Source organism: Ruegeria sp. CDSA021 (genome assembly GCF_059612325.1).
This window is the reverse complement of the sequence record NZ_JBXWQJ010000005.1, coordinates 53,547-75,048: the sequence shown is the minus strand read 5'-3', so window position 1 is coordinate 75,048 and position 21,502 is coordinate 53,547. Positions and strand designations below refer to the sequence as shown.

The 21,502-nt window shown below is 58.6% G+C and carries 24 protein-coding genes; 13 read left to right on the top strand and 11 right to left on the bottom strand.

Annotation, left to right across the window (positions count from 1 at the left end):
- Positions 1 to 25: 25 nt before the first annotated feature.
- Genes AC2FLD_RS08150 through AC2FLD_RS08140 form a run of 3 tightly spaced genes read right to left on the bottom strand, consistent with a single transcriptional unit; the run spans position 26 to position 3,234 of the window.
- A complete protein-coding gene (locus AC2FLD_RS08150; RefSeq protein WP_496668518.1) occupies positions 26 to 478 on the bottom strand; it encodes a DUF6173 family protein in 453 nt (150 codons plus the stop codon).
- Between the two features lie 6 nt (positions 479 to 484).
- Complete coding sequence (locus AC2FLD_RS08145) at positions 485 to 1,531, bottom strand: MBL fold metallo-hydrolase (RefSeq protein ID WP_496668516.1); 1,047 nt, start codon at positions 1,529 to 1,531, stop codon at positions 485 to 487.
- Positions 1,531 to 3,234: an acyl-CoA dehydrogenase gene (locus tag AC2FLD_RS08140; RefSeq protein ID WP_496668514.1), complete on the bottom strand. Its 1,704-nt coding sequence runs from the start codon at positions 3,232 to 3,234 to the stop codon at positions 1,531 to 1,533. Before AC2FLD_RS08140 ends, AC2FLD_RS08145 begins: the two co-directional genes overlap by 1 nt.
- 138 nt (positions 3,235 to 3,372) lie before the next feature.
- Between AC2FLD_RS08140 and AC2FLD_RS08135 the strand changes: the two genes are divergently transcribed.
- Complete coding sequence (locus AC2FLD_RS08135) at positions 3,373 to 4,323, top strand: L-threonylcarbamoyladenylate synthase (RefSeq protein WP_496668512.1); 951 nt, start codon at positions 3,373 to 3,375, stop codon at positions 4,321 to 4,323.
- Here AC2FLD_RS08135 and AC2FLD_RS08130 read toward each other — a convergent pair whose 3' ends face one another.
- Entirely contained in the window at positions 4,324 to 4,878 is a 555-nt protein-coding gene (locus AC2FLD_RS08130; protein WP_050604013.1) for a YqgE/AlgH family protein, read from the bottom strand.
- Between the two features lie 145 nt (positions 4,879 to 5,023).
- On the opposite strand from AC2FLD_RS08130, the gene AC2FLD_RS08125 reads away from it, so the two are divergent.
- Positions 5,024 to 5,836 carry a protein-disulfide reductase DsbD domain-containing protein gene (locus tag AC2FLD_RS08125; RefSeq protein ID WP_496668510.1) on the top strand — a complete coding sequence of 271 codons (813 nt, stop codon included), beginning with the start codon at positions 5,024 to 5,026 and terminating at the stop codon, positions 5,834 to 5,836.
- Between the two features lie 4 nt (positions 5,837 to 5,840).
- Positions 5,841 to 6,260 carry an NUDIX hydrolase gene (locus AC2FLD_RS08120; protein WP_496668508.1) on the top strand — a complete coding sequence of 140 codons (420 nt, stop codon included), beginning with the start codon at positions 5,841 to 5,843 and terminating at the stop codon, positions 6,258 to 6,260.
- Here AC2FLD_RS08120 and AC2FLD_RS08115 read toward each other — a convergent pair.
- The 6 genes from AC2FLD_RS08115 to AC2FLD_RS08090 all read right to left on the bottom strand — a co-directional run bounded on the left by AC2FLD_RS08115 (position 6,257) and on the right by AC2FLD_RS08090 (position 13,748).
- Positions 6,257 to 9,658, bottom strand: coding sequence for an efflux RND transporter permease subunit (locus tag AC2FLD_RS08115; RefSeq protein ID WP_496668506.1), 3,402 nt, complete (start codon positions 9,656 to 9,658; stop codon positions 6,257 to 6,259). The genes AC2FLD_RS08120 and AC2FLD_RS08115 overlap by 4 nt on opposite strands.
- Before the next feature lie 5 nt (positions 9,659 to 9,663).
- Complete coding sequence (locus tag AC2FLD_RS08110) at positions 9,664 to 11,112, bottom strand: efflux RND transporter periplasmic adaptor subunit (protein WP_496668504.1); 1,449 nt, start codon at positions 11,110 to 11,112, stop codon at positions 9,664 to 9,666.
- A gap of 106 nt (positions 11,113 to 11,218) precedes the next feature.
- Complete coding sequence (gene moaB, locus AC2FLD_RS08105; RefSeq protein ID WP_496668502.1) at positions 11,219 to 11,761, bottom strand: molybdenum cofactor biosynthesis protein B; 543 nt, start codon at positions 11,759 to 11,761, stop codon at positions 11,219 to 11,221.
- A gap of 6 nt (positions 11,762 to 11,767) precedes the next feature.
- On the bottom strand, positions 11,768 to 12,388 hold the full coding sequence (locus tag AC2FLD_RS08100) for a LysE family translocator (protein ID WP_496668500.1): 621 nt from the start codon (positions 12,386 to 12,388) through the stop codon (positions 11,768 to 11,770).
- Positions 12,385 to 12,984: a metallophosphoesterase family protein gene (locus tag AC2FLD_RS08095; protein WP_496668498.1), complete on the bottom strand. Its 600-nt coding sequence runs from the start codon at positions 12,982 to 12,984 to the stop codon at positions 12,385 to 12,387. The genes AC2FLD_RS08100 and AC2FLD_RS08095 overlap by 4 nt, the downstream gene beginning before the upstream one ends.
- The gene (locus tag AC2FLD_RS08090) at positions 12,981 to 13,748 is read right to left on the bottom strand and encodes a uracil-DNA glycosylase (RefSeq protein ID WP_496668496.1); all 768 of its coding nucleotides are present in this window, start codon (positions 13,746 to 13,748) and stop codon (positions 12,981 to 12,983) included. The genes AC2FLD_RS08095 and AC2FLD_RS08090 overlap by 4 nt, the downstream gene beginning before the upstream one ends.
- A gap of 83 nt (positions 13,749 to 13,831) precedes the next feature.
- Between AC2FLD_RS08090 and AC2FLD_RS08085 the strand changes: the two genes are divergently transcribed.
- The 10 genes from AC2FLD_RS08085 to AC2FLD_RS08040 all read left to right on the top strand — a co-directional run bounded on the left by AC2FLD_RS08085 (position 13,832) and on the right by AC2FLD_RS08040 (position 20,373).
- A complete protein-coding gene (locus AC2FLD_RS08085; RefSeq protein ID WP_496668494.1) occupies positions 13,832 to 14,446 on the top strand; it encodes a scavenger receptor class F, member 2 in 615 nt (204 codons plus the stop codon).
- 59 nt (positions 14,447 to 14,505) lie between these two features.
- Positions 14,506 to 15,441 carry an aspartate carbamoyltransferase catalytic subunit gene (locus tag AC2FLD_RS08080; RefSeq protein ID WP_050604003.1) on the top strand — a complete coding sequence of 312 codons (936 nt, stop codon included), beginning with the start codon at positions 14,506 to 14,508 and terminating at the stop codon, positions 15,439 to 15,441.
- Positions 15,438 to 15,956, top strand: a complete 519-nt coding sequence (locus AC2FLD_RS08075) for a hypothetical protein (protein ID WP_496668492.1) — start codon at positions 15,438 to 15,440, stop codon at positions 15,954 to 15,956. Before AC2FLD_RS08080 ends, AC2FLD_RS08075 begins: the two co-directional genes overlap by 4 nt.
- Positions 15,941 to 16,327, top strand: coding sequence for a hypothetical protein (locus AC2FLD_RS08070; RefSeq protein WP_496668490.1), 387 nt, complete (start codon positions 15,941 to 15,943; stop codon positions 16,325 to 16,327). The genes AC2FLD_RS08075 and AC2FLD_RS08070 overlap by 16 nt, the downstream gene beginning before the upstream one ends.
- On the top strand, positions 16,324 to 16,782 hold the full coding sequence (locus AC2FLD_RS08065) for a hypothetical protein (protein WP_496668488.1): 459 nt from the start codon (positions 16,324 to 16,326) through the stop codon (positions 16,780 to 16,782). Before AC2FLD_RS08070 ends, AC2FLD_RS08065 begins: the two co-directional genes overlap by 4 nt.
- Positions 16,779 to 18,059 (top strand): dihydroorotase, encoded by a 1,281-nt coding sequence (pyrC, locus tag AC2FLD_RS08060; RefSeq protein ID WP_496668486.1) that lies wholly within the window; start codon positions 16,779 to 16,781, stop codon positions 18,057 to 18,059. Before AC2FLD_RS08065 ends, pyrC begins: the two co-directional genes overlap by 4 nt.
- Positions 18,059 to 18,664 (top strand): glycerol-3-phosphate 1-O-acyltransferase PlsY, encoded by a 606-nt coding sequence (plsY, locus tag AC2FLD_RS08055; protein WP_050603998.1) that lies wholly within the window; start codon positions 18,059 to 18,061, stop codon positions 18,662 to 18,664. The genes pyrC and plsY overlap by 1 nt, the downstream gene beginning before the upstream one ends.
- Positions 18,661 to 18,936, top strand: coding sequence for a hypothetical protein (locus AC2FLD_RS08050; RefSeq protein WP_496668484.1), 276 nt, complete (start codon positions 18,661 to 18,663; stop codon positions 18,934 to 18,936). The genes plsY and AC2FLD_RS08050 overlap by 4 nt, the downstream gene beginning before the upstream one ends.
- 175 nt (positions 18,937 to 19,111) lie before the next feature.
- Positions 19,112 to 19,588 carry a YHS domain-containing (seleno)protein gene (locus AC2FLD_RS08045; protein ID WP_050603996.1) on the top strand — a complete coding sequence of 159 codons (477 nt, stop codon included), beginning with the start codon at positions 19,112 to 19,114 and terminating at the stop codon, positions 19,586 to 19,588.
- Between the two features lie 248 nt (positions 19,589 to 19,836).
- On the top strand, positions 19,837 to 20,373 hold the full coding sequence (locus AC2FLD_RS08040; protein WP_496668482.1) for an outer membrane protein: 537 nt from the start codon (positions 19,837 to 19,839) through the stop codon (positions 20,371 to 20,373).
- Positions 20,374 to 20,422: 49 nt separating this feature from the next.
- On the opposite strand, the gene AC2FLD_RS08035 is transcribed toward AC2FLD_RS08040, so the two are convergent.
- Positions 20,423 to 21,406: a quinone oxidoreductase family protein gene (locus tag AC2FLD_RS08035; protein ID WP_496668480.1), complete on the bottom strand. Its 984-nt coding sequence runs from the start codon at positions 21,404 to 21,406 to the stop codon at positions 20,423 to 20,425.
- Positions 21,407 to 21,502 lie beyond the last annotated feature (96 nt).

Here is a 21,502-nt window from a genome sequence, read left to right as displayed (position 1 = left end):
AAGGCGCGCAAGCGTGAATTGCAAGTCAGCTGTCTTCCAGATCGGCCGCCAAACGGAATCCGATACGGTTGGCGGGTTTGTCTTCGACCGATTTGGGCAATGCGCGCAGCATCACGTTCAACTGGCTGACATGTTGCACCAATTGCGTCCGGGCCCCAGTTCCGCCCGAGCCATAGAAGGTGATCATATCGGGGTCAAAAAAACCCATGCCTTCGATCCGCATCACACCGGCATCACCACCGGTAAAGCCCATTGCGACCTCGTGATCGCCATCCAGCGTCTTTTCAAAGTTCTGGATGTACATGATCAGACGTTCATAGGCCCATTGTGCAGGGCTTTTGGTTTCAACCGGCTTGTTCAGCGGCTCAGGCAGGGTTTTGGTGCCGGATTCGGCCTTTGGGTCGGCATGAACCTCGTGGCAACGTGGCAAGGCGGCGGCTTCGGCGGCCTCGGCCGAGGTTTCGATCTGGTCCTGCATTCTTTTCTACCCTTTGCGCTGGTACAGCCAAGCTCCGTCCGCGCGCTGCGTCCGGGTCACAGCGTCAATGTGGTAGAGATGGTTCATATGTGCAACCGCCTCGACCAGCGCGAGCCCATATTCGCCCTCGCGGATCGTGCGTTTGAACAGGGGCAGGAAACAGTCGGCGGCAGCTTTGGGCTCGTCCAGATGGTCCAACAAACGCTCCAACGCGCTGTGGTGATTCTCGATCAACTGCCTCATGCGCAGCGGCAGGCCGGTAAAGGGCAGCTTGTGCCCGCCCAGAACCAGATGATCAGGCCGGGCCAGTGTCTGAAGTCGCTCGCACGCCTCCATCCAGGCCGAAACCGGGTCGGCCATGGGTTCTGTCGCATAAACCCCCAAATTAGGGCTGATCGAGCTGAGAATCTGGTCTCCGCTCAACACCAGATTGTCATCGCGGCTCCAGAAAGTGGCATGTTCCGGGGCGTGGCCATTGCCCATATGCACATCCCAGTCGCGCCCGCCCATGCGGATCACGTCATCTTGCTGTACCCGGGTAAAGCCCAGAGGCATGGGATAGACCGTATCCGCAAAGTTGAACGGACGATCCTTCATCCGCGCATTCAGAACCTCGGGTGCCATGCCCGTGCTGAGATAGAAATCCAGGGTCTCTTGCGGCCATGTTTCTTGAACGTCCAGCGTCAACATCCGTGCAAACAGCCACGAGGTACGGCTGGTCACCAGTTCAGCCCCGTGATCTGACTGAAACCACCCGGCATTGCCGACGTGATCAGGATGGTGGTGAGTCACAACCACCCGCTTGATCGGTTTGCCCGCCAAGGGTCCATCCATCAAGGTTTGCCAGATGCGCCGCGTCTTGTTCGAGGACAGCCCGGTGTCGATAACCGTCCACCCGTCGCCATCGTCCAGAGCATAAATATTGACGTGATCCAGCGCCATCGGCAGGGGCAGGCGCATCCACAGAACGCCCTCGGCAACCTGAATGGCTTCGCCTGTCGCGGGCGGCTCGGCCCACGGATATCTGATTCCCAAAACGCGATCCCCGTCCATCAGGCTACCAACTCGTCCGCGCTGAGCGCAAACAGGTCATCCGCCCCGCCTTGCGCCCGCGCCAGAAGGCCCGAATGTTCGGGCAACAAGGCATTGATGTAGTATCGCGCCAACTTGGCCCGTGGTCCATCCGGATCGGCCAGAGCTGCGGTCAGGTGGAAATGCCCGCCCAGCACCCGCGCAAACGCCTGCAAATAAGCGGTTGCACCTGCAAATCGGTCGTTCATGTCATTCTGCGCCACAATCCACTCGGTCGCTTCGCGCAGGGTTTCCGTGGCCTCCCAGACCGGACCGGCCAAATCGGGCATTGTGGCCCGGGCGCGCTCGGCCTGATCTTCGATCTCGTCCAGAAGGTTCGATGCGGCCTCACCCCCGTCCATCATTTTGCGTGCAACAAGATCCATGGCCTGAATGCCATCGGTTCCTTCGTAAATCGCCGTCACACGAACATCACGGGAATACTGGGCTGCACCGGTTTCTTCGACAAACCCCATGCCGCCATGCACCTGCACCCCGGTTTCAGCCACGCGTATCCCGGTGCGGGCGCCAAAGGACTTGCCGATTGGCGTCAACAACGCCGCCCGCGCGGCCCAATCGGCATCACCTGTGGCTTTCGCCATGTCAATTGCGGTTGCGTTGGCCAACAAAATCGCACGCGCCGCGAAGATATCCGCGCGCATATCCATGATCATGCGGCGCACATCTGCATGATCGATGATGGTACCCGAGGGCGTCCGGCCCTGCTTGCGGTCCAGCGCATAGGCCAACGCGTGCTGATAGGCGCCTTCGGCAACGCCGACGCCCTGCCCCCCCACACCCAAACGGGCGTTGTTCATCATGGTGAACATGGCGGCCATACCACCGTGTTCCGGGCCCACGAGCCAACCTTTGGCCCCGTCAAATTGCATCACGCAGGTGGGTGAGCCGTGCAGACCCATCTTGTGTTCAACCGAAACCACTTTCAGGTCATTGGACACGCCGGGATTGCCATCCGCATCAGGGATGTATTTCGGCACCAGGAACAACGAAATCCCTTTGGTACCCGGCACCCCATCCGGCAAGCGTGCCAAAACCAGATGGCAGACATTTTCGGCAAAGTCGTTGTCGCCCCAGGATATGAAAATCTTCTGCCCGGACACCGAAAATGTCCCATCGCCATTTGGCTCGGCCTTTGAGGTCAGGGCACCCACATCCGAACCGGCCTGTGCCTCGGTCAGGTTCATGGTGGCCGACCATTCACCAGATATCATCTTCGGCAAATACAGCGCCTTCAATTCATCGCTGGCGTGATGCTCCAACGCCTCGATCTGGCCTTGCGCCATCAGTGGCGCCAGCTGCAGCGACAGGCATGAGGCGCTCATCATCTCATTCACGGCGGTGGTGATGGTCATTGGCAGGCCCATTCCGCCATACTCAGGATCAGCACTGATCCCGACCCAGCCGCCTTCAGCAATCGCCTTCCAGCCATCACCATAGCCCGGAGAACTGCGCAGCACGCCATTCTCAAGCCGTGCAGGTTCCAGATCACCGGCACGTTGCAACGGTGCCAGAATCTCTTCACACATCTTGCCCGCCTCAGACAGAATTGCACTGACGACGTCCGCGCTGGCATCTGAGAAAGTTTCAGTGGCGGCGACCTGGTCAAACCCGACCACATGGTCCAGCAGAAATTGATAATCTGAGATTGGGGCGCGATAGGGCATGGCTTCTCTCGGGGTCTAACGGATCAGAATACATCGGCGGGCTTGGAATCAAGCGCAAGCACCGCTAAGCGTATGGGCTTGTACCGACTACGTACTCTTCCAGATGTTTCAAGCAACCAAAACGCGGCGTCATCAATTATGATCTCATCCGGCACTCAGGAATTGACGGCGGATCCCGACGGTATAGCACGGGCGGCGGACTTGCTGCGTCAGGGCCTTCTGGTCGCCCTGCCAACCGAAACGGTCTATGGCCTGGGCGGCGATGCCCGCAATGGTCAGGCAGTCGCATCGATTTACGAGGCCAAGGGGCGACCCAGCTTCAACCCGCTGATCGCCCATGTCGGCTCGGTAAGTGCGGCGAAGAGGTTTGTGCAATGGTCTGATCAGGCCGAGCAACTGGCGCTAGCCTTCTGGCCAGGCCCGCTGACTCTGGTTCTGCCGCTGCGCGAGGGGCACGGAATTTCCTCGCTTGTGACGGCCGGGTTGAACACGCTGGCGGTTCGCGTGCCCGCACACCCCACCGCCCGTGCATTGTTGACTGCGTTCGATGGGCCGGTCGCTGCGCCTTCGGCAAATCCTTCGGGTCAAATCAGCCCCACGACAGCAGACCACGTGTGGTCGGGCCTGGGCGGCAAAATCGCCGCTGTACTGGATGCCGGGCCTTGCGGCGTCGGGCTGGAATCCACCATCGTCGGACTGGCCGGAGAGCCCACCCTGCTGCGCCCCGGCGGAATCGCGTTGGAACAGATCGAACAGGAACTGGGGGCGCATCTGCACATGCATCAATCAGGTGATCTGCTGACCGCCCCTGGACAACTTCAATCGCACTACGCGCCGGACGCCCCGGTCCGCCTGAATGCCAGGTCGCGTCAGGGTGACGAGGTCTTGCTGGGCTTTGGCAAGGTGGAGTGTGATCTGAACCTGTCCGAGAACGGCAATCTGACCGAGGCCGCCGCAAACCTATTTGCATCCCTGCATGAGCTGAACAAATCCGGGCGGCCGATTGCGGTTTCTCCGGTCCCCGAGACCGGGCTTGGTGCGGCCATCAACGACCGACTGCGCCGCGCCGCCGCGCCACGCGACAGCTAATCAGGCGCGGCCAGCGCTTGCGGACAAAGTCAAAGGGTCCACGCCCAAAGTCGCCAGCGCGGCTTCCCATTTCTCATCATCGGTCACGTCGAAGACGAGCTTTGATGTTGCTTCGGTGGTCAGCCAGCCATTCATGGCAATTTCATCTTCAAGCTGGCCAGGCCCCCAGCCGGCATAGCCCAGCGCGAGCATCGAATTCAGCGGCCCGGTTCCCGAGGCAAGGTCTTCCAGAACATCCAGCGTAGCGGTCATGCTGAACTCTTCAGAGATCTGCATCGAATGCAGGTTGGCCTCGTAATCGGCGCTGTGCAGGACAAAGCCCCGCGACATTTCGACGGGCCCGCCAAAATGAACCAGCCGTTCGCCAACAACCGGAATGCGGCATGCGATGTTCAACTGGCCCAGCAGGGTCTTGATTCGCAGATCTGAGGGTTTGTTGACGATCAGCCCCATGGCACCGTCATCACCATGGCTGCACATGTAGACTACCGAATGGTCGAATCGCGGATCACCCATGCCGGGCATCGCAATCAACAGTTTTCCGGTCAGATCCATGGGCCGTCATCTCTTTCTCAACCTATGTCAACAATGGCCCCGCCACCCCTGTGTTTGCAAGAGAACAACGGGTATTTCGACAGATTTCATTGCAGTGACCGGATCGTGACTTGGAATCCGTCCTCAGCCCGCGCATGTATGAGGTATGAAGATGCCTATGAAATCCGCCGCTGTTGCTGCACTTGCGTGCCTGCCTCTGTCCACTTCAGTTGCCGCGCAGGGTTTGGATGGAGTGGTGCAGCTGGATGTTCTGGATGGCGGTCGAACCGCAAACGGTACCTACCTGAGCGCCCTGAAATTGACCCTTAAAGACGGCTGGAAAACCTATTGGCGCGCGCCCGGTGATGCGGGCATCCCACCCCAGTTCGACTGGAAACGCTCTCAAAACGTTGGGCATGTGGACATCACTTGGCCCGCGCCCGAGATTTTTGACCAGAATGGCCTGCAGTCTATCGGCTATGAAAACCAGTTGGTTTTGCCGGTCGAGATCACACCACGCAACCCCGCCAAACCCGTCCGCCTGCAAGGTGAGATGGATCTGGGCGTTTGCAAGGATGTTTGTATCCCAGAACGTCTGGATTTTGACCACACGCTGGACGGTGATGCTGGGCGCAATCCCGCAATTGCCGCAGCTTTGGCGCAACGTCCCTATTCCGCGCAGGAAGCCCGCGTGAGCAAAGCCACCTGTAATCTGACTCCGACACAGGACGGAATACAGATCGAGGCTCGGGTGACGATGCCCTCCGCCGGGGGGCGCGAGGTCGCCGTGATCGAACCTGGAAACCCCGTTCTCTGGGCGTCGCAGCCGGTCTCGCAACGCGAGGGGGATACGCTTGTGGCACAGGCCGAAATCGTCAACGCGTCCGGCGCGCCTTTTGCGCTGGACCGGTCCGAGATCCGGATCACCGTTCTTGGCACCAATCACGCGGTCGATATTCTGGGCTGCACTGCGGGTTGAGATTGTGACTCGAACTCCAAAGATCGGTGCCTTGGCGGTTGTTCTGCATCAGGATCAGGTGCTGCTTGTGCAGCGCAGCAAACAGCCGGATGCCGGGCTGTGGGGTTTTCCGGGTGGCCATGTGGAATGGGGTGAGACCGTTCTGGAGGCCGCACATCGCGAATTGTTCGAGGAAACCTCGGTGATCGCAGAACCGTCGCATTATCTGAAGAATTTGGATCTGCTGCGACACGATCCAAAGGGTCAGGTCCTGTCCCATTACCTGCTGGTTGGTGTCGCCTGTCAGTACCTTTCTGGCACGCCCAAAGCGGGTGACGACGCGCTGGATGCGCGTTGGTTTCCGATCGACCAGATACGCAAAGGCGACCTGCCGATGAGCGCTCGGGTTGTCGATCTGATGGAATACGCCGTACGCGCGGGTTAGGCACCTGCTGACCGGGCGATCCGGACATAAAGCAAACCAGACACCAAAACGCTCAGCGCCACAATCGGTAAGGCTCCGGCCAGGAATGCGCCCAACCCCATTTGCAAAGCCGCAATACCGTCCGCGCCGGGGTAGAGACCCTGCAACGCCTCAATCGGCACGCCGGTGACAGCGGGCCAGATCATCGTCAAACCAAACCAAATCGCCAAGGTGGCAACAGTGCCCATCAATGCCGCCCGAACCACTCGGTCCGGCGCGCGCGCGGCACGGCGCATGGCAGTCATTGGACGCGCAAAATCATTGAGGATCGCTAGCAGAGCAGGCACGAGGATCAGGACCAACAACATCCCAAATCCTAGCCCATAGACCAGAGTGATCACGGTCGGCTTAAGGAACTGTGCCTGTTGCGAGCCCTCATACAGCAGCGGCGCAAGCCCAAGAACCGTGGTCAGCGTGGTCAACATCACGGGCCGTAGCCTGTCAGCCGTGCCCTCGACAATCGAAGGAACCAACCCACGGTCCTGCTGATACCCATCTATTGTGGTCACCAGAACAATCGAGTCGTTGATAATGATCCCGGTCATGCCCAGCAATCCAACCACCGTGAACATGCTGAGCGGCACATCCCAGATGTAATGGCCCCAGATCGCCCCCACCAGGCCAAAGGGGATTATTGCCATGACCACCAACGGCCTCGACCAGCTTGCAAACACCCAGGCCAGCACGAGGTAGATTCCGGTCAGACACAGGATCAGCCCGGTGCGTGCCTCGGCCAGGAACTCGTTCTCCTGCTCACTCAGACCGGACATGCGCCACTCGACCTGGCGTTCCGCAGCGATGTTGGGCAGAATCTCGTCTTGCATCACACGTTCGATTTCAGCCGCACGCGCCGGGTCATCCTCGGAAATATCGCCCATGACCGAAACCACCCTCAGGCCGTTCTCACGCCGAACGGTCGAAAATCCCGACTTACGCTCGACCGAAACGATGTCGGCCAGTGGCACATAGACCCCATCGGGTGAGCGCATGAGCGTGCGCTCAAGGAAATCTGCCGTTAGTTCACCTTCGGGCAGTTCCACACGAATCTCGGCACTGCGCGGCCCATCGGGGAATGTTGCCGCCTCGATACCGTTCAACCGATTGCGTAACGCCCGCCCCAATGTTTCAATCCGAAAGCCCAGCGCTTGTCCCTGTGCGGTCAGGTCCAGAAGAAATTCTTCCTTGTCATAGGCCAGAGTGTCCTCGAGCGCCGAGACTTCAGGGAACTTCGAAAGCTCGGTTTGCAGGTCTTCTGACGCGGCCTTCAAAACATTCACGTCAGAGCCGTAAAACTGCACATCGATGGCATCGCCCCCAGGCCCGGAGCGCCACCCCCGAAAGCTGATCACTTCGAGTTTGGGATGGCGTGGCGCAAATTCCTGCAACTCGCCCACAAACTCAAAACTTGAATAAGGACGCAGATCAGCATCGATCAACTCGATCGAGATCCCCCCCAACAAAGTTCCATCCTTACCATCCGCGGCGGCCAGCTGTCGGCCTGCGTTCCCGCCAACCTCGGCGAGGACGTAGTCAATCGGATTGCGGCCATGACGCTCTTCATAGATCTGGCCCAGCTCGTTGGCCGCTTCCTGCACCATGCGCATCATTTCAAGCGTATCTGAACGGGTCGAGCCTTCGCGCATGATAAAGCCGCCGCTCACCGAACTACGTTCGGGTGCATTGAAAAAACGCCAGTTCACATCACCGCGAATGAACAGCGCGACTTGGCTGGCCAACACAACGATCATCATTGCCACAACCACATAGCGCGCCCAAATCACCCAAGCGATAAGAGGGCGGAACAGATGGTCCCGAACCCAACGGAAACCGCGATTGACGACACGATTTGGCAAGTCATACCAGTGTTCCTTGGCCGAATGTGCAATGGCGTGCGCCATGTGATTGGGCAGGATCAGGAAGCATTCGACTAGCGACGCGATCAGAACGGCAATGACCGTAAAAGGAATATCGCGGATCATCTCTCCGAACCGACCGCCCACCAGGGTCAGGCCAAAAAACGCGATCACGGTTGTCACGGTCGCTGCCAGAACGGGCATCGCCATGCGCCGGGCCGCACGTTCAGCGGCCACCACAGGCGCTTCGCCCAGACGCCGGGCACGGAAATCGGCATGTTCGCCCACCACAATGGCGTCATCCACCACGATACCAAGGGTAATGATCAGGCCAAACAGCGAAACCATGTTCAGCGACAGCCCCCCCAGATACATCAGCGCAATGGCCGCCGACATCGCCACCGGGATACCCGCCGCAACCCAAAAGGCAATGCGTGCATTGAGGAACAGAAACAACAGGCAGACAACAAGGCCAAGGCCCATCAAGCCGTTATCCACAAGGATGTTCAATCGATCAGTAATGGCCTGTGCTCGGGTACGGATCAGATCGATTTTCACACCTTTAGGCAAGCTGGCCTGCATCTCACGCGCAACGTCTTCGACCGTACGCTGAATCTCTATCGCATCGCCCAGATTTGACCGGTCTACCCTGATGGACATGGCCGGGTCGTCGGCCACAAAGTAACTGCGGTACCGCGTTACCCCTTCGACCCGGATAGTTGCTACGTCCCCGACCTTGAGTTTCGATCCGTCGGCATTTGTCCGCAGTGCAATTCCTTCGATTTGCTCGGGTGTGCGTTTTTCAGTCCCAGCCCGGATACGCGCGCCCGCGCCCTCCACTGCTCCGGCAGGATCAGTGTTTACCTCGGCTCCGATCGCTGCTGCTATATCTGCCATTGAAATGTCGTTGGCGATCAACTGCGCCGTGGTGACTTCGACAACGATCCGCGGTGCCGCAATGCCCCGGATTGTCGTGCGAGTTACACCGGCAGTGAACAAACGATTGATCAGCTCGTCCGTCATCTTCGCCAATTGGTTGGTATCAGAGGGACCGCTGATGACAAGATCCGTTACTCGATCCCGCCATGCACCGCGTTTGATCTCGGGCTCTTCGGATCCTTCCGGCAGGTCCGACACACCGTCTACGGCGGTTCTGACATCCTCAACCGCGCGGGACATGTCCCAGTTTGGCTCGAACTCCAGTCTGACACGGGTCCATCCAGGATGTGAGCTGGCCTCGGTGCTGGTCACCCCTTCAACAGCCAGCAGCGCAGGTTCCAGCAATTGCACAATACCGGCATCCATGTCCTCCGGCCCGGCACCATCCCACGTGACGCTTACATCGACACGTTCCAGAATAACGTCCGGAAAGAATTGTGCCCGCATGTTAGGGATTGCTGCAGCACCCAGGACCAGCATCACCAGCAACAGTAGATTGGCAACGGTCCGATGGCGCGTGAAATAACTGAGAATACCACCCGCTGCGCCGGGTATTTCACGCATCATGGCGTTCAGCCCCCAGCCTTGGTTTCAAGGCGACGCACCAGCGAGGCAGGCACACGCGCTTCCTGCAATTGGCCCAGCAGCTGTGATTTTTCGTTCTGCGGCATGGATTCACTGGCTTCGACCTTCGCCACAAGCGCGGCCCGTTTCGAGGGGCTTAACTCAACCATGTCCGGATCTACCCCGGCTTCAACGCGCAACGGCCGCACCCGCACGCCGGAACCCAGAAGAGGCGTGCGCCCAATGACAACTTCGCGTCCTTCCAGCCCGTCGCCCCGCAACAGAACCTCGTCGCCTTGCCTGCGGATCAATTGCACAGGCAGGCTTTCCAGCCGGTCATCCGCGCCAAGCACCAGTACAGTGTCAGATGCATCGAGAACCGAAGACGGCAGGCGATAGACATTTGCGACCGGCTGCTCCTGAACCGAAACGGTCACAAAATCGCCGGGCTTGAAGCCTGACGCCTCTTGCAGGCGGGCATAGATCAAACGCCCGGTCTGTCCTTCTCCGGCAGAGCCGCTGTCGCGGCTGATCTGACCCGTCGCGCTCAAATCTGCGCCGGTGACTTCCAGCGACACCGTAACTGGTCCGTTAATCAGGCGGTCGTTTCCATCCAACAGGCGGACAAACTGTGCCGTAGAGACCCGGAACGCGACTTCAAGGGCGTTGGGATCGACCAGTTCGGCCAGCTTTTCATTGGCTGATACCAATCGCCCTTCCACCAGAGTCACATCGGTCAAAGTGCCGCTAAAACCCGCCCGAACTGTCATATCCTCAAGGTCGCGTTCCGCGGCTTCCAATGCGATCACCGCGCGGGCCTGCAATGTCATGGCCTGATCAACACGAGATTCTGCCTGCGCCAGCGCGATACGGCGGGCCAGAACCGCCTGCTGTGCCGAAGTCGCGGCCAGGTCGGCCTCTTCCACGCTGGCAGCGGCACCGACACCCCGGGATTGCAGGTCACGCTGACGTTGCAGCGCCCGTTCACGCAGGTCTGCCTGCGCTTCGGCCGATTTCAACTCGTCCTGCGCCAGCAGCAAAGAGCGTTCGGCATCGCGCTCTTCAAATTGAGCATCCAAAAGATCGGATTTGACCCGATCCAGAGCAGATTGTGCATCCGCAGGGTCCAGTTCGACCAATACCTCACCCGCCGAAACCGAACCGCCGTCCTCAAAATCTTCGGCTAGGGCAATCACGCGCCCGCCCAGCGCTGCGCGCAGTTCCAGCCTGCGGCGGCTTTGGACCTCTCCGAATGCCTCAAGATAGGGGGTTACGGTTTCTGCTTCGGCCTGACGCACCGCAACCGCAAAGACCCTCTCGCGCGAAGGGGGTGTTGAATCTTCCCGTGTCAGAACATCCTGCACCGCGCCCAAAATGATCTGCGCGGCAACAAACAGCAAAGCCAGCGTCAGAAACGCCAGAAAAACACCGACAAGACTTTGCCGCAGAAATCGCATCAGTCAGTTACCCCGGTTGCACCAAGCTGCCGTTCCCAACATGTAGCTGGATTACGAATTATGCCAAGCCACAAAGCAGTTATACGGAATTGAACGTACGACCAGTCTACTTCCGTCGCAGATGTTCGTCCAATCTGGGCATTATTTCCACAAAATTGCAGGGGCGATGGCGATAATCGAACTGTTTTTCGAGTATCCCGTCCCACGCATCCTTGCAGGCCCCCGGGCTGCCCGGCAATGCGAACAGGTACGTGCCACCGGCAACGCCCCCCGTTGCACGGGATTGCACCGCAGAGGTGCCGATTTTTTCCATCGAGACAATCGTAAAGACGGTGCCAAAGGCGTCGATCTCTTTCTCGTAGACGTCCCGATGGGCTTCGACGGTCACGTCGCGCCCTGTCAAGCCTGTGCCCCCGGTCGAAATCACGGCGTCAATCTGATCATCCGCCACCCAGGCGCGCAGTTGATCGGCAATCTGATTGCGTTCGTCCCGGATGATCTTGCGATCAGCCACCACATGGCCCGCCTTTTCGATCCGGCCCACCAGTGTCTGGCCCGAGCGATCCTCGTCCATCGACCTTGTATCCGAAACGGTCAGGACGGCGATTTTGACCGGGATAAACTTTTTGCTTTCGTCGATGCGTGACATCTTGCGTCAGGCCCTTTCCAAAATGGCAAGCCGGACTGCAAGCGCGGCAAAAATACCACCTGTAATCCAACCAATAACACGTGAGGCGCGCGGGTTGCCGATCAATACTCTGCCAGCGCGCCCGGCAAAAATACCAACCAACCCATTCACCAAGAACCCGCCAAACGCGATGATCAGGCCAAAGATCAGGAACTGCAGCAGGACCGAACCCGCAGTCGGATCGACGAATTGTGGCACAAAGGCCAGGACGAACAGAATGACCTTGGGGTTGGTCAGGTTGACCAACATCCCGTCACGAAAAGCTAATCGTGTCGATCGCGCAGGTGCTTCCTCTGCCGAAGCGCCGTTTCGGACAGCACCCCAAGCCAGATACATCAGATAAGCTGCGCCCAGCCATCGGATCACTTCAAAAAGCCAAGGCAGAGCAGACACCGCAGCCCCTAGCCCAAGACCCGCAAGCAGGACATGAATCATAGAGCCCACAGACACCCCGGCGCTTGCCGAGACAGAGGGCCAGGCACCCGACCGTAGACCCTGACCTAAGCAGAACATCATATCAGCGCCGGGCGTCAGGCTCAGCGCTAAGGCAGCTGGAACAAAGACCAGCAAAGTCTGGAGCTCGATCACGTATTCACCTCAAACCAACTTGGAGTCGGGCCCAGATTGGCCAAGCACGTCTGGCCCAGTGATCCGCGATAGCCCCAGCTTTCATGCACATGACCAAAAAACGCGAACCCGGGCTGCAGACGTTCAATCGCATCTCGCACAGCTTTCGATCCGACCGACAGGCCTTGCGATGTCTGGTCACCATAGCCTTTGGGCGGTGAATGCACGATCAGGATATCGGCCGCGTCACACCTATCGAGCATCTCGGCGGCCGCGCCTTCGGTCAAGTCACAGGACCAATCGCCAAACGGCGTGGGGGGCACGCCATAGCCCAGGCCAAACAGGCGTAACCCGTCGATGGTCATACCAGACCCGTGCAAGACATGGACACCTTCCGGGGCAGCATCGCCCAGTTCTTCTGCACTTTCGGCATTTCCGGGGATCAGGACCAACGGCGCTGCAATCCCCGAAAGCATCTGCATCGCTTCATCCAGACCCTGCCGCATATTGCAATAATCGCCTGCGCCAATGACCAGATCAGCCTCGGTGCTGGCCGCAACCAGATCGGCTGCCCGGTTACGTGCCATGTGCAAATCGGAAAAGGCCAGAACCTTCATGATGCTCCTCGCAGCCGCGCTTTCAACTCTAGCAGATCCGCCCAGGCCTGCCGCTTCATCTGCGGCTGACGCAACAGATAGGCCGGGTGGAACATCGGGATCACCGGCAAATCCATCGCCTGATCCCAGTTGCCGCGCAAACGGGTAATGCCGCGTTTTCCAAGCACCGCCTGACAACTGATATTGCCCATCACGACCAGAACCTCGGGCTTGGCCAGCGCCACGTGGCGTTCGAGGAAAGGTTTCATCATCCCGATCTCTTCGGGTTTGGGATCCCTGTTCTGCGGCGGTCGCCATGGCAGCACATTGGTAATGTAGACGTTCTCACGACGATCCAGATCTATCGCTGCCAGCATTCGGTCCAACAATTGACCTGCGCGACCAACAAAGGGTTTCCCTTCGCGATCTTCTTCGCGCCCCGGAGCCTCGCCAATGATCATCACCCGCGCACCCGGAGTGCCGTCGGCAAAGACAAGCTGCCGTGCCCCGCGCTTTAGTTCACATTGCTCGAATGCCTCCATCGCGCTGCGCAACTGGTCCAGCGAACTTGCCGCCTGCGCGACTGAGAGGGCAGTTGCCACGGGGTCAACTGCCTTGGGCTTTGTCGGTGCGGCAGTCGCGGCTTTTGCTTTCTTGGGCTTGGGCGACGTATCCGGCAACGCATACCGGTCAACCGGTGCATCCCCGATAGCTTCGGTCGCGCCCAGTTCGATCTGCCATTCCAGCAGCGCCCGCGCAGAATAATAGTCCAAGCCTGATTCCATACGGATAATTTACCTGCCTGAGGGCTGAGGGAAAGCGAATAGGGCTTGATCGGTCGCTCTGTCGCGCCGACCATCGGGGTGCGATGCTCAGAATTTTGCGATTCCTCCTTGTCGGATTGGTGCTGGCAATCACCGGTGATCCGGCATTGGCCACGTTTCACGACAAACACGGGCAGTGCCGTGCGGGTCAGTTCAAATGCGGCAATACCTGTTGCTCGGGTGGACAAAGATGCAGCTTTGATGGCCACTGCATTCCGCTGGGCGGCACGTATTGCGGCGGCGGTCGCACCTGCGGTCCATTCGAACGCTGCGTGGCCGGTGGAACCAGATGTGCGCCCGCAGGCCTGAACAAGTGCACATCACGTCTGGATTGCCCGGGCGGCAGTTTCTGCAACGGGCGTGGCGAGTGTGAACGGATCGCACCCGAACTGGACACAACGCCACCAACCACATGCGATGATGGTAGAACCTGCGCACGCGGTTCATCCTGCCTGCCTGGCGGGGGCTGTTCCCGTCCGGGATGGTATTTGTGTGAGGAAACCGGATCACAATGCCGTACCGGGTTCAAGTGCTCGACCCATCAGGGCTGCGTCCCGATCAAAGCCATCGACTGCGGCTATGGCAAATGGTGCAAGCCGGGTGAACAATGCCTGCCCGAGGGCGGCTGCGAAAAACTGCCAGAGGGCACGGAACCTTAGGTTGCTTTGGGCCGCACAGCTTTCTATAAGCGGCGCGATTGTCAGACAGGAGCCCGCCCATGCGTTTCGCCCATCGTCACCTTCTTGGCATCGAGCATCTGTCCCAATCCGATATCACCGAAATTCTGGATCTGGCCGAAACCTATGTCGCCATGAACCGCCAGTCGACCAAGCATTCCGATGTGCTGTCGGGGCTGACCCAGATCAACATGTTCTTTGAAAACTCGACCCGGACACAGGCCAGTTTCGAACTGGCAGGTAAACGTCTGGGTGCGGATGTGATGAACATGGCAATGCAGGCCAGCTCGATCAAAAAGGGTGAAACCCTGATCGACACTGCAATGACATTAAACGCGATGCATCCTGATCTGCTGGTGGTCCGGCATCCCCATTCGGGTGCGGTCGATCTGCTGGCGCAAAAGGTCAATTGCGCCGTTCTGAACGCGGGTGACGGCAAACATGAACACCCCACGCAGGCCCTGCTGGACGCCTTGACCATCCGTCGCGCCAAAGGCCGTCTGCATCGGCTGAACATCGCCATTTGCGGCGATGTTGCGCATTCCCGCGTTGCCCGTTCAAATCTGATCCTGCTGGGCAAGATGGAAAACCGCATTCGCCTAATCGGCCCACCTACGCTGGTACCGTCACAATTCGCCGAGTTCGGGGCCGAGATTTATGACGACATGAACGAGGGTCTGAAGGACGTTGACGTTGTCATGATGCTGCGTCTTCAGAAAGAGCGGATGGATGGCGGGTTCATCCCCTCGGAACGCGAATACTATCACCGCTACGGTCTGGATGCCGCGAAGCTGGCACAGGCCAAGCCAGACGCCATCGTCATGCATCCTGGCCCGATGAACCGGGGGGTTGAGATCGACGGCACGCTGGCCGACGACATCAACCGTTCGGTTATTCAAGAACAGGTGGAAATGGGCGTGGCCGTCCGCATGGCAGCGATGGATCTGCTGGCCCGCAACCTGCGAGAGGCCGCATGAGCGATCTGACCGTCGCCCCCCACGAACGCGGCGTATTGCGCCTGTTTGCTCTGGACATGCGCCCGGAAGAAGCAAAGTTCCTGCGCGAACCGGGCGCGGTCGATCAAGTGCTTGGGGTCGACGGGCTGGACCCTGACCACATCGATATCTTCCCGGTATCCGATCTCGAAGACCTCGGACTTTACGGCTACCTGACCGAAGGGTGCGGTGTGTCCGCAGATCAGTTGGACCGGGGCGCTCTGGCCGCAATCGAAGGCTGGGTCATGATCCTGCGCAGCGCTGCATTCAAAGAGCGCCCCGCAACGCTGAGGCTGGACCCCCGTCTCCGCTTGATCGGCCTGTTCACGGAAGAGACCACAAACTGGACCGGAGAGGCCATCGAAACCGAAAGCGCCAAACCCTTCTCGGGCCCGCAAGCTACCCCAACGAATGACCAACCCCGCCGTATCGGGTCAGCCATTCTGGCACTTGTAGCGCTTTTGGTCCTTGGAGGCATCATATGGCTAATTCTGTGATCTTCGCCCCGGACAAAGGGTCCTATATCCGCACCAACGCGTGGCTGGCCGCTGTGGCCATGGCCGGTGCCATGCTCGTTCTGTGGCTGTTCGGAAATCCTTACATCTGGACAGGAGCCCCTGCAGGTCTGGTCGCCATTGGCATCCGCGCATGGTATCTGGCCTCGGAAGAGTTGGTTGCCAACTGGGAAATGTCAGACACCACCCTGACCGGCCCTGGCCCGCGCAAGGTGCCGCTGAACCAGATCGAGAAGATCAACACCATGGGCAGCTTTGTCCAGATCGTCACCAAGAGCGGCGACAAGCATCTAATCAAGTATCAGGCGGACCCGGCGGCCACCAAAGCCGCAATCGAAAGGGGTGTTCGATGAGCGAGAAAACAGAATGGTGGCAGGCTCGCATCCCGGATGGCGAAAACGTATTATGGGTCGGAAGACCGGATCAGGGGTATTTCCCCCCTCGTCTGGCCCTGCTGTATTTCGTCACGATTGGTTTGTTGATCGGTATCTGGATCACCAGCCCATGGCTTGTGGAAACGACCAGAGGGCTGTGGAAGATTCTGTTTGTCACAATCGGATTTGCATTTTTCCTGTGGGCCGACCGCTTTCTTCGCACTCAACGTGTGAATGTTGTAGCCACATATTACGCGCAGCAAATCAACAAGATAGGAAAATCCAAAAAACTGGAGATCAATCAGTTCCTGAATTTTTCCGTTACCCGGAGGCGTTTGTCGTTTGACCGTCATCCTTTCTTTTCTATCGACCATCTTTCCGATCCCGACGACGCTCTGAAAGCACTGGAGCAAGCCCGCGAGGCCTTAAAATGACTGCTGTTCTCTTCACCAATGCCCGCTTGATCGATCCCGAAGGCGGAACAGACACAACCGGGTGGCTACAGGTATCCAACGGTCGGATCGTTGCACGTGGAGAGGGCAACGCCCCGGATTCTGACCAGCAGATTGTGGATTGTGGTGGCAAGTGTCTGGCACCGGGCATCATCGATATCGGCGTCAAGGTCTGCGAACCCGGTGAGCGCCACAAGGAAAGTTACAAATCGGCTGGTCTTGCCGCTGCGGCCGGAGGTGTGACCACCATCGTTACGCGCCCTGACACCAGCCCCGCCATCGATACGCCGGAAACACTGGAATTCGTCACCCGCCGGGCACAGGCCGATACGCCGGTCAATATGCTGCCGATGGCCGCTTTGACCAAAGGGCGTGAAGGGCGTGAGATGACCGAAATCGGGTTCCTGCAGGACGCGGGCGCGGTCGCCTTTACCGATTGCGATCATGTCATCACGAATACCAAGGTGTTTTCCCGTGCGCTGACCTATGCAAAATCCTGCGATGCGTTGGTGATCGCCCACCCTCAGGACCCGGGACTCAGCGCCGGTGCGGCTGTAACCAGCGGCAAATTCGCAGCCCTACGCGGTCTGCCGGCCGTGTCGCCAATGGCGGAACGTATGGGCCTGGACCGCGACATTGCTTTGCTGGAGATGACCGGGGCAACCTACCACGCCGACCAGATCACCACTGCCCGCGCCCTGCCCGCGCTGGAACGGGCCAAGCGCAATGGGCTGGATATCACCGCTGGCACCTCGATACACCATCTGACTTTGAACGAACTGGACGTGGCCGATTATCGTACCTTCTTCAAGGTCAAGCCGCCACTGCGGTCCGAGGACGACCGTCAAGCGGTGATCGAAGCGGTCCGATCCGGTCTGATCGACATCATCAGCTCGATGCACACCCCTCAGGACGAAGAAAGCAAGCGATTGCCATTTGAAGAGGCGGCCTCGGGTGCCGTGGCCTTGGAAACGCTGCTGCCCGCCGCGTTGCGCCTCTATCATGCAGATCAACTAGACCTGCCGACCCTGTTCCGGGCCATGTCGCTCAATCCCGCAAAACGGTTGGGGCTGGACAGCGGCCGCCTGTCCGATGGCGCCCCGGCAGATCTGGTTCTGTTCGACCCGGATGTGCCATTTGTGCTTGATCGGTTTGCGCTAAAATCAAAATCACAGAACACGCCATTTGACGGCCAGCGGATGCAAGGTAAGGTCATTTCGACCTATGTGGCAGGTAAAGAAGTGTTTCGGAGTTCCTGATGCCCCCGATCGACAACTCGACTAGCGAACTGCTCCAATGGGCGGTGGTTGGATATCTAATGGGCTCCATTCCCTTTGGCCTGATCCTGGCCAAGATCATGGGTCTGGGCAATCTGCGCGAGATCGGCTCCGGCAATATCGGGGCCACGAATGTGCTGCGTACCGGCAACAAGGCCGCTGCGGCCCTGACTCTGCTCTTTGACGCCGCCAAGGGGGCTGTGGCGGTTCTGGTAGCGCGCGCCTATGCGGGCGAAGATGCAGCCCAAATTGCGGCCCTTATGGCCTTTCTGGGCCATTGCTTTCCGATTTGGCTTGGCTTCAAGGGCGGCAAAGGTGTGGCAACCTTTCTGGGGCTCTGGCTGGCGCTGGACTGGCGCGTTGGCGTGGCCTGCTGCCTGAGCTGGTTGGTCGCGGCAGCGATCTGGCGGATTTCTTCGGTCGGCGCACTGGCCGCGGCTGCACTGTCGACGACCTGGGTGCTGGTGCTAACAAACGGATCGACCTTTATCCTTGGGATCATCCTGACGCTTCTGATCTATTGGCGTCACGGCTCGAACGTGGCGCGGATCAAGGCCGGAACGGAACCGAAAATCGGGAAACCGTGACAGCCACCGACGCGTTTCTGGCCGCGTTTCTTGCACTGCCAGAGGGCAGTTTCATCGGTACTTCGCACGGTCGAAGCTATTTTGTTGTGCGTCACAGCATGGCGGGTGGCAAATCGCACAAGCTGGTGGCCCATGAACGCGGCGGTCCTGATTATATCAGCCTGAACCTGTACCAGACACGCAACAGCGGCGCTTTGCTGCGGCCCTGTGAAATGCCCGCCAGTAAAGTCATCGCGTTTGTGCTGGATCTTGTGCCTGACGCAATCAGCTAACTTTGCATTTTTGCACAGAACATCTTTGCTGCTGCACAATCACAATTCATTGCTTTGAACGTGATCACCTCATTTCCCAGATCGCTTTCGTGACGGTCAATTACGGGCCGCACAGGACAACAACCGGGGCCTGTGCTCTTACTCTGACGAGGCTCCATTCACGAAAGGTGAAGCAATGAACACTTTTAAATCTCTGATCGGCGGCGTCGCCCTGTCTGTCGCGCTGGCAACTTCGACCCTGGCCGCAGGCGTGGAAATCAACGCAAGCTCGACTGGTCTGGCGATGCAGGGTTATGACCCGGTTGCCTATTTCACCGCTGGCGAAGCAACCAAGGGCGACTATCGCATCACCACACTGCACAACGACGCGATGTACCGTTTCTCGTCGGAAGAAAACAAAGCTGCCTTCGAAGCCAACCCCGAAGCATACCTGCCTGCCTACGGCGGTTACTGTGCCTTCGGTACAGCCATGGGCTTCAAGTTTGACGGCGACCCGAACCACTGGAAAATCGTTGACAACAAGCTGTACCTGAACCTGTCGCAAGACATCCAGGAACGCTGGGAAGGCGACATCCCGGGCTTCATCGAAAGCGCAAGCGCAAACTGGGATGACATTTCTGACAAGACCCCCGCGGAACTGCAAGAGCAATAATCCGCTGAAAATATCAGGCGTGTCGGCGGCGGAATGTTCCGCCGCCGCATGTCGTTTGAAGATCCCTCATCTCTTCCTACCTTTTCAGTATCAATAGCGCCCTGGTTTTTGAGGACGTCGACGTTTCCCAACAGTCAGAAACGTAGGGGTGCACATTTTGAATGATCCGGCGCCCCACCAGGATCGTATCCACCTTCATAAGTGAGCAATATCTCACTGGAGCAGAGTGATAACCGAAAGGATATGAGATGACATTGAAGAAACTGGCTCTCATCACGACCGCAGCGACCGTTGTTGCAGGATCGGCCATGGCGCAATCCTCGGGCAACTGGACGGGGTTCTATGGCGGTCTGCAACTGGGTTACGCCGACGTGGACACCAACGTGGCCGGCGTCGACGGCGACGGCGTAATCGGCGGTATTATCCTGGGCTATGACTATGATCTGGGTGACTGGGTTGTCGGTGGTGGTTTCGACTATGACTGGTCGGACGTGGATCTGTCTGGTGCCGCTACGGTTGAAGATGTCTGGCGTTTGAAGGCTCGCGCAGGATACAAGGTGAATCCGCAAGGTCTGCTCTATGGAATTGCCGGGTATGCCGAAGCAGGAACAGACACTCTTGGCAGCGACGATGGCTGGTTCATTGGCGCAGGCTACGAGCAGATCGTGGCTCCTAATGTGAGCATCGCCGGAGAGCTGCTTTACCACGAGTTCAGTAATTTCAATGCAAGCGGCGTCGATGTTGACGCGACAACACTGCAAATCCGGGCCGCTTATCGGTTCTGACGCTCATCGATTGAGCAGATTGGACCCGGCTTTTCAGCCGGGTCGCTTTTCAGGTGTCCAATATTGTGCTGCCGGTTGTCTGCCGGGCCTCAAGGGCACGATGCGCATCAGCAACTTGATCAAGCGCAAAGCGTTGATCCACATGGATCTTGACCTCTCCTCCTTCAACTTTACCGAAGAGACGGCGCGCCATCGCCTGGCACACCGTATGATCCGCGATATGTGTGAACAGAGTGGGGCGTGTGATCTTAAGCGATCCTTTCTGGCCCAGAACACCGATGTTGAAAGGTGGCACCGGACCTGAGGCATTGCCGAACGAAATCATCATGCCCAGCGGTTTCAGACAATCCAGCGACCCTTCAAATGTGTCCGCCCCGACCGAATCCATCACCACGTCCACGCCCTGCCCTTTGGTGATCTCAGCCACACGCTCGGCAAAATTCTCGGTTCGGTAATTGATGCAATGCGCGGCGCCATTGAACCGGGCCAGACTGCATTTCTCATCCGTTCCTGCCGTCCCAATCAGGGTGATCCCTTCGGATTTTGCCCATTGGCAGGCAATCAGGCCTACTCCACCTGCTGCTGCGTGAAACAGGACCGTATCCCCGCGCTTCAGCGGAGTGGTCCTGTGAAACAGGTATTCCACGGTCAAACCCTTCAGCATCATCGCCGCAGCGGCTTGAAACGTGATGTCATCCGGCAGCGGGCAAACCTGCGCCGCTGGCATCACACGTGCCTCGCAATAGGCCCCCGGCGGCGCAGCGGCATAAGCGGCCCGCTGCCCCGGTTGCAGATGTGTAACCCCTTCTCCCACAACTTCCACAACGCCCGCTGCCTCCATGCCCAAAGCATGAGGAAGATCGAGCGGGTACAAACCAGTGCGTTGATATACATCGATAAAATTCAAACCGCAGGCTTCGTGTCGAATACGGATTTCGCCCGGTCCGGGGTCGCTCAGTGACCTGTCTTCGATCCGCAGAACTTCGGGCCCGCCGAACTTATGAATTACAACCGTTTTCGCTGTTTGCTGCATCCTGACCTCCTCTTGCCTGCCCTCAAGCTAACATGACTGCGATACAGGGCAATCCGTCCGGTGCCACAGTATTGATCGGGATTCCGCGAAACTGTG